Origin of the sequence: Sulfurospirillum sp. MES (genome assembly GCF_000789415.1) — a bacterium.
Classification (GTDB): Bacteria; Campylobacterota; Campylobacteria; order Campylobacterales; family Sulfurospirillaceae; genus Sulfurospirillum; species Sulfurospirillum cavolei.
The window spans coordinates 1-6,044 of record NZ_JSEC01000026.1 but is presented as its reverse complement, the minus strand read 5'-3'; the positions used below and the strand labels follow the sequence as shown (position 1 = coordinate 6,044).

The window sequence follows — 6,044 nt, the reverse complement described above, 5'->3', positions numbered from 1 at the left end:
CTTTCCCTGAAGACCTCATGAAGACTACATGTTTGATAGGCTGGGTGTGTAATGGGTGAGAGCCCTTTAGCTGACCAGTACTAATAGGTCGTTTGGCTTATTCTATATTAATCTACTTTTAACGCTTGAACTAAGTCCAAGCTAAAGTAGCAAATACTAAAGCACAAAAAAGCTTTGGCTTTTTCGTATGAGGTATTATTGTATGATAATGCTATTTCACTTCCTTATTAAGTGTAAAGCGCTTTGTTGACTAGACAATACTAAAATCACCTAAAGAATGGTGAATTAAGCCTATTTCGCTATAATACGACATAGATTTACTTCACGATTCTGGTGGCTATTGAGAAGAGGAAACGCCCTGTCCCATTTCGAACCAGGAAGCTAAGCTCTTCATCGCCGATAATACTCTCTCTTACTGAGATGGAAACGTAGGTCGCCGCCAGTTCTCGTGATTCCTTTCTACTTACTCCTCATTTCGTCTTCTTCAAAGGCGGTCTTTCTTGGAAAAAAATCAATCAAAAGCTTATTTATTCGCTTTTTTATCTGTTTTCCTTTGGTCAACAGTAGCAAGTGCCTTTAAACTTTCTCTTCACTATTTGAATGCAACCCAATTACTCTTTTATGCGTCTAGCGTTTCTTTAGTTCTATTGTTTTGTGTTATAAGTTATCAAAAAAAGTGGCTTCTTTTTAAGCGCTATTCAATCAAAATATATTGGCATCTATCTCTTCTTGGGGTTATTAACCCTTTTACGTATTATTTAGTGCTGTTCCACGCGTATGAGCTTTTACCGGCGCAAGAGGTTCAGCCAATCAACTATACGTGGGCGCTGATGTTAAGCTACTTATCGGTAATGATTTTAAAGCATCAGATTAGTGTATATGATATTTTAGCTGGGTTTATATGTTATTTCGGCGTTTTCGTAATATCTACCCACGGGGAGTTACTTTCGTTTTCTTTTACCGATCTTAACGGCATTGGTCTAGCACTTTTTTCTACCGTTTTATGGTCGCTTTATTGGATTTATACTACGAAGTTAAATGTCGATCCTCTCATTGGGCTTTTTGTTAATTTTTTAGTTGGTGTTCCTTGTATCGTAGGCTACATGTTCATGCAAAATATCGCGTTTACGGGAGATGTTTACGGGTTGCTAGGAGCTTTTTATGTCGGTTTATTTGAAATGGGCATAACGTTTATTTTATGGCTACAGGCAATGAGGTATAGTACGAATACGGCGAAAATTGCGAACTTAATTTTCTTATCACCTTTTTTATCACTTCTTTTTATTGCATATTTCCTCAAAGAGGAAATACTTCCTTCCACCTTTATTGGCTTAATCTTAATCATCGCAGGTCTTTTAGTACAGCAAAAAGAGAGATTTCGTCGTTAGCTTTTTTTCTAATCTTTGAAAAGCTACAATAACGTATTTTTTGAATGACTTCAACAAAAGTTATAAATTAAAGAGAGTCGATATGTTAATGAAAATCGTATGGTGTTTTATGCTTGTTTGCTCGTTTTTAAAGGCTGATTTTTTAGAGCAAGAGAGAGAAAACGCAATCAAAAGTCAAAAGCTGATTGTATTGAGCGTCACGAAAGATCAGTGCCCGTATTGTCTTCAAATGAGGCATGACGTTTTTGAAACGGAGCTTGTTCGCCGAAAAATCGACCAACATTACCTTCACGTTGAAGTCGATAAGGACGATAAGGCGTTACCGAAGCATCTTCACGTAAAATATTATCCGACGAATCTCGTTCTCAATCCAAAAGATCTTAGCGTTATCGACGAATTTATCGGTTATACGAAACCCGATATTTTTGTCGAACTTTTAGAAGAGGTTTATAAGCAAGAGTTTAACGCACGTTGACGTATTTTGCAATACCATAGGCAATTAACGTGGCAAAAACAAGGCGTAATGATACGATAATCCAAGGGTTTGCCCCGAAGATGACAAATAAAAGCGTATCTTCGATCATCGCATGTGCGATCATTAAATAAGTTCCGATAAAAAGAATTTCACGCTTTTTTAAAAGCCCCTTTTCGTATTCCGCAATTAAAATGCCTGCACCGTAGGTAATGCCTAAAATGACGCCGACTAAAATCGAAAATCCACTATTGACGTTTTGGGCATGCCGTTGCATCCATGGGCGCGATTTAATCACATCTAATACAAAGATAAGCAGTGAAACAAGCACGATGATTTTTAAGCTCAAAGAGAAGGCTTCGTAAGCGGCGTTAAGCACCAAAGTTTGAATCGAGTCGTAGCGTACGGGTTGTAATGTTTCAGGAGTGGAGACAATAGAAGAGACAAACCACTCGTTTGGCATCTGCGTAACGAAGAAGCCTACCAAAAGTCCGACCGATAAGCGTAAAACAATCGAGTAGACACGCGAAAGACCGAGTCGCTTCATAATCTCGGTTTCTACCAAAAGAGCATGAGCAATCCCTAAAAATACGGCCAAAACCGTCCAGCTTTTTGCATCAAGACCTAAAGGTGCGGCAAATGCTATGGCGGCGTATAGGTTGAGGAAAAGACCGCTTACGATAGAAAGAGCCGCCTCTTGAGGAAGACCTAAAAAGAGCGCAAGCGGCTTAAAGATAAACGTAATATAGCTCAAAAGATCGTAGTAGAAAAGGACATCCGCTAAAATATAAATCGGTACGATCAGTTTTAAAATGACCCATGAACTTCGTAACGCCGTTTTAAAAGATTTTTCGAAACTAAATGACATTTTGGCTCTTTGTTTAATACTTAATTTATATTAGCTAAGCTATAATACCGACCTCAAAGAGAAATGTGCGCTCGTAGCTCAGCTGGATAGAGCATCGGTTTGCGGTACCGGAGGTCAGGGATTCGAATTCCTTCGGGCGCACCACTTCGTTTAAGAAATCCCTTCAATAGGCATTTACAGATTATACTACATCTTAGAGACAATATTGAATTAACGCCCGAACTATAGCTATATCACTTTAAAAAGTCAAGTTTATGTAGTTCTTTGTGTAGATTTATCAAATATGCCAGAGGTATTTAGAGTAGTTCACTCAATTGTCAAGCGATGCGTAGAAGTCGCAACTTTTTTTACATTATAAACTGGTGACTACCGTGCTTCGCTTGACAGCATATAGCTTTTAATCGCTTCATTCCTTCGATAATTTTATCTTCAGTAAGTCCACCAAAACCTAATCGGATACTTTCAAGTTCGTGACCATATAGATCACGCATAAAATAGAGTTTGATTTTAGCGTCATAAGCTAATTCTTTAAGTAATTGAATATTTAAAGATGATTTTGGTTGAATTACGATTGCTAAACCACCACCATCACTAAGTATTTCGAAAAAAGGTTCAAAATCATTTTTCAAAATCTCTTTCAAGGTATGATGCTTTTTCTTATTGACAATTTTTATTTTTTTCAAATGCCGTACCCAATGTCCATCTGCAATAAATAATTCTAACGTCTTTTGAAGTGGCAAAGAAACGTGTGGATACCTAGAAAGCTTTAATGTCTTATATCGTGTAATATACCTTGCAGGTAAAACGATATAACTGATACGAAGCGCAGGAGAAAGTGCTTTTGAAAATGTTCCTATATAGATGACATTTTCATAATGATCTAATCCTTGTAGCGATGGAATAGGTCTAGAATAGTAGCGAAGCTCACTGTCATAATCATCTTCAATAATGATTCCATTAACGTTTTTTGCCCATTCAAGCAATGCAAAACGATGACTAATGGGCATAGATACACCTGTGGGATACTGATGTGTTGGAGTGATATATACTAATCGCACACCAGAATTTTTTAATGATTCTAGGCATAAACCTTGATGAGTCAGAGCGATAGGAACAATGTTGAAATGATGATGTGTAAATATTTCTTGTGTTACTTGATATCCCGGTTGTTCAATTCCTATTTTGGAAAAATCATTACCCAAAAGACCAGCAATAAGATTCATGCCATCCGTAAATCCTGAACAGACAATTACATTGGAAGCATTACATTGAACATTACGTGAGTGCCTAAGGTATGATGCAATTTCTTCACGAAGAGTGTATTCTCCTAATCCATCAGTGTATTTACCTAATCCATCGATAAGGTTAAATGCTTTAGAAGTAAGTCGTTTCCATGTTTTTAAAGGAAAGGAGTCATGTGTTAATTGCGTAGGGGAAAAATCATATTCAATTGTTGTACAAAGGGGCTCAGATACTACAAAGTCAAATTTTTTGTCAGCATCAACTATTAATTTCTTAATGTTTGAAACAACAAAATATCCAGATTTTGGTCTACTTTCAATATACCCTTCTAACTCAAGTTGTTTATAGGCTTGTTCAACGCCATTTTTACTAATACATTGTTCTTGTGCCATTTGACGAATTGAAGGTAATTTTGTTCCGGGTTGAATTATTCGTTCTATGTCATTTTTGAGAGCATGGTAGAGTTGTAAATAGAGTGGCATTGCGAAAGTTTTATTGAGATAATACAATCTAACCTCTTTAATTTTAAATAATCTGTATCTTATATTGGGTACAAAGTGAACTTATAATACCAAAAAATTATAAAGAAATACCTTTTGAGGAAACCATGGTTTGAATGTAATTGGTCTTCACCCATCTTTGAGACAGCCCGTAGATGAAGTTATTACTGATAATACACATTAAAGTATTTTGGACAAAAGGCACTAAACTTGGTAAGCTCATACTAAATGTGGAGTTACTTCAACAAAGCCAAAGTATCAGATTCTATTTTCGTCGAACATGTTAATGCAAAATAAAAACATTTAAAATCATCGGTGAAAAATACTCTAATCGTAGAAAACGCTTCGGTTTACACTTTAATTTAACCTGTGCTTTAATCAATACTAACCGAGTATTTGGAGTCAAATGTTGGATTATGCAAGAAATTTATTATATCTTTTATCTTCATCTGTATCTATTAATATGAAATAATCTGTATCTTTACAAAGATACAAAATAATTTTATACTTGTCAAATCGGAAGCGATTCATTAGTTAATATTATGAAATAATTGCTTCAAAAAAAAATAAGTTATTTTAAAATAAATTTTTTTGCTTCTTTGTATGCTTTTTTTAGATTAAGATTATTCCGTAATTTATGTTTGAAAGGACAAAAAATGGGTATTACACGACGCGGTTTTCTACAACGAGGCATCGCCACTACTGCGCTTTTAGGCGCAAATGTAACGAATGCTACTGAATTGTTTTCTGAAGTAAAAAAAATTCCTAGTGCGAGTCATTATGGTGCTTTTTATGCTTTGGTTCAAGATAATAAAATTTTAGATATTGTACCTCAAGAAGCAGATGGTAGACCAGGGATGCTAAAAGCTTTAGTGGATCAAAATTATTCAAATTCAAGAATTAAATATCCTTATGTCAGGAAGTCATATTTAGAGGGTCGTAAAAATAATCAATTTTTACGCGGTAATGATGAGTATGTGCGAATCAGTTGGGAGCGTGCATTAGATTTAGTGGCAAAAAAAATTGAAGAAACGCCTAGGGAGAGTATATATAATGGTACTACTGATGGTTGGGCACATCCAGGGTTGGTAAATTATTGTCCTACGCTTGCAGGAAGATTTTTTAATATCGTCAAAGGTGGTTGCGTTAACCCAGATGGTGATTTTAGTGCTGGTGCCGCATTGAGAACAAATCCGGCTATAGTTGGTGATATTGAAGTTTACTCATTGCAAACAGCTCATGAGCAAATTTTAGAGAATACTCAGGTTTATATTTTATGGGGAGCAGATCTATTTAAATGTAATAAAATTGATTTTGCTGTTGCAAATCGCAAAAACGATGAGTACTTTTTTAAATATAGAAAATCGAATATAAAATTTATTTCGATTGATCCGATTAAAACAGAAACAGCAAAAATGCTAGATGCTGAGTGTATTAAAATAAGACCTATGATCTGTCAACACTTTATGATACACAGAAATAAATATGTCTAGGCACTCATATCGTTTTGTAACAGTTTATTTTCAAAATCAACGGGTGACAAATAACCATTACTAGAGTGCAACCTCTGTCTA

The 6,044-nt window shown here is 35.5% G+C and carries 5 protein-coding genes, 1 tRNA gene and 2 rRNA genes; 6 read left to right on the top strand and 2 right to left on the bottom strand.

Annotated elements, in window-relative coordinates:
* The 4 genes from OA34_RS12990 to OA34_RS12975 all read left to right on the top strand — a co-directional run.
* Positions 1–105: ribosomal RNA gene (locus tag OA34_RS12990) — 23S ribosomal RNA — on the top strand; the annotation flags it as partial.
* A gap of 224 nt (positions 106–329) precedes the next feature.
* A 5S ribosomal RNA gene (gene rrf, locus OA34_RS12985) occupies positions 330–445 on the top strand.
* A gap of 55 nt (positions 446–500) precedes the next feature.
* The gene (locus OA34_RS12980; RefSeq protein WP_039676079.1) at positions 501–1,388 is read left to right on the top strand and encodes a DMT family transporter; all 888 of its coding nucleotides are present in this window, start codon (positions 501–503) and stop codon (positions 1,386–1,388) included.
* Between the two features lie 88 nt (positions 1,389–1,476).
* Positions 1,477–1,863, top strand: coding sequence for a thioredoxin fold domain-containing protein (locus OA34_RS12975; protein ID WP_286683057.1), 387 nt, complete (start codon positions 1,477–1,479; stop codon positions 1,861–1,863).
* Here the strand turns inward: OA34_RS12975 and OA34_RS12970 are convergent.
* Complete coding sequence (locus OA34_RS12970; RefSeq protein ID WP_039676075.1) at positions 1,850–2,728, bottom strand: hypothetical protein; 879 nt, start codon at positions 2,726–2,728, stop codon at positions 1,850–1,852. The two genes, OA34_RS12975 and OA34_RS12970, sit on opposite strands and share 14 nt — an antisense overlap.
* A gap of 67 nt (positions 2,729–2,795) precedes the next feature.
* On the opposite strand from OA34_RS12970, the gene OA34_RS12965 reads away from it, so the two are divergent.
* Positions 2,796–2,872, top strand: a tRNA-Arg gene (locus tag OA34_RS12965).
* A 203-nt stretch (positions 2,873–3,075) separates the two neighbouring features.
* Here the strand turns inward: OA34_RS12965 and pdxR are convergent.
* Positions 3,076–4,479, bottom strand: coding sequence for a MocR-like pyridoxine biosynthesis transcription factor PdxR (gene pdxR / locus OA34_RS12960; RefSeq protein ID WP_286683056.1), 1,404 nt, complete (start codon positions 4,477–4,479; stop codon positions 3,076–3,078).
* 647 nt (positions 4,480–5,126) lie between these two features.
* On the opposite strand from pdxR, the gene OA34_RS12955 reads away from it, so the two are divergent.
* Complete coding sequence (locus OA34_RS12955; RefSeq protein ID WP_286683055.1) at positions 5,127–5,963, top strand: molybdopterin-dependent oxidoreductase; 837 nt, start codon at positions 5,127–5,129, stop codon at positions 5,961–5,963.
* Positions 5,964–6,044 lie beyond the last annotated feature (81 nt).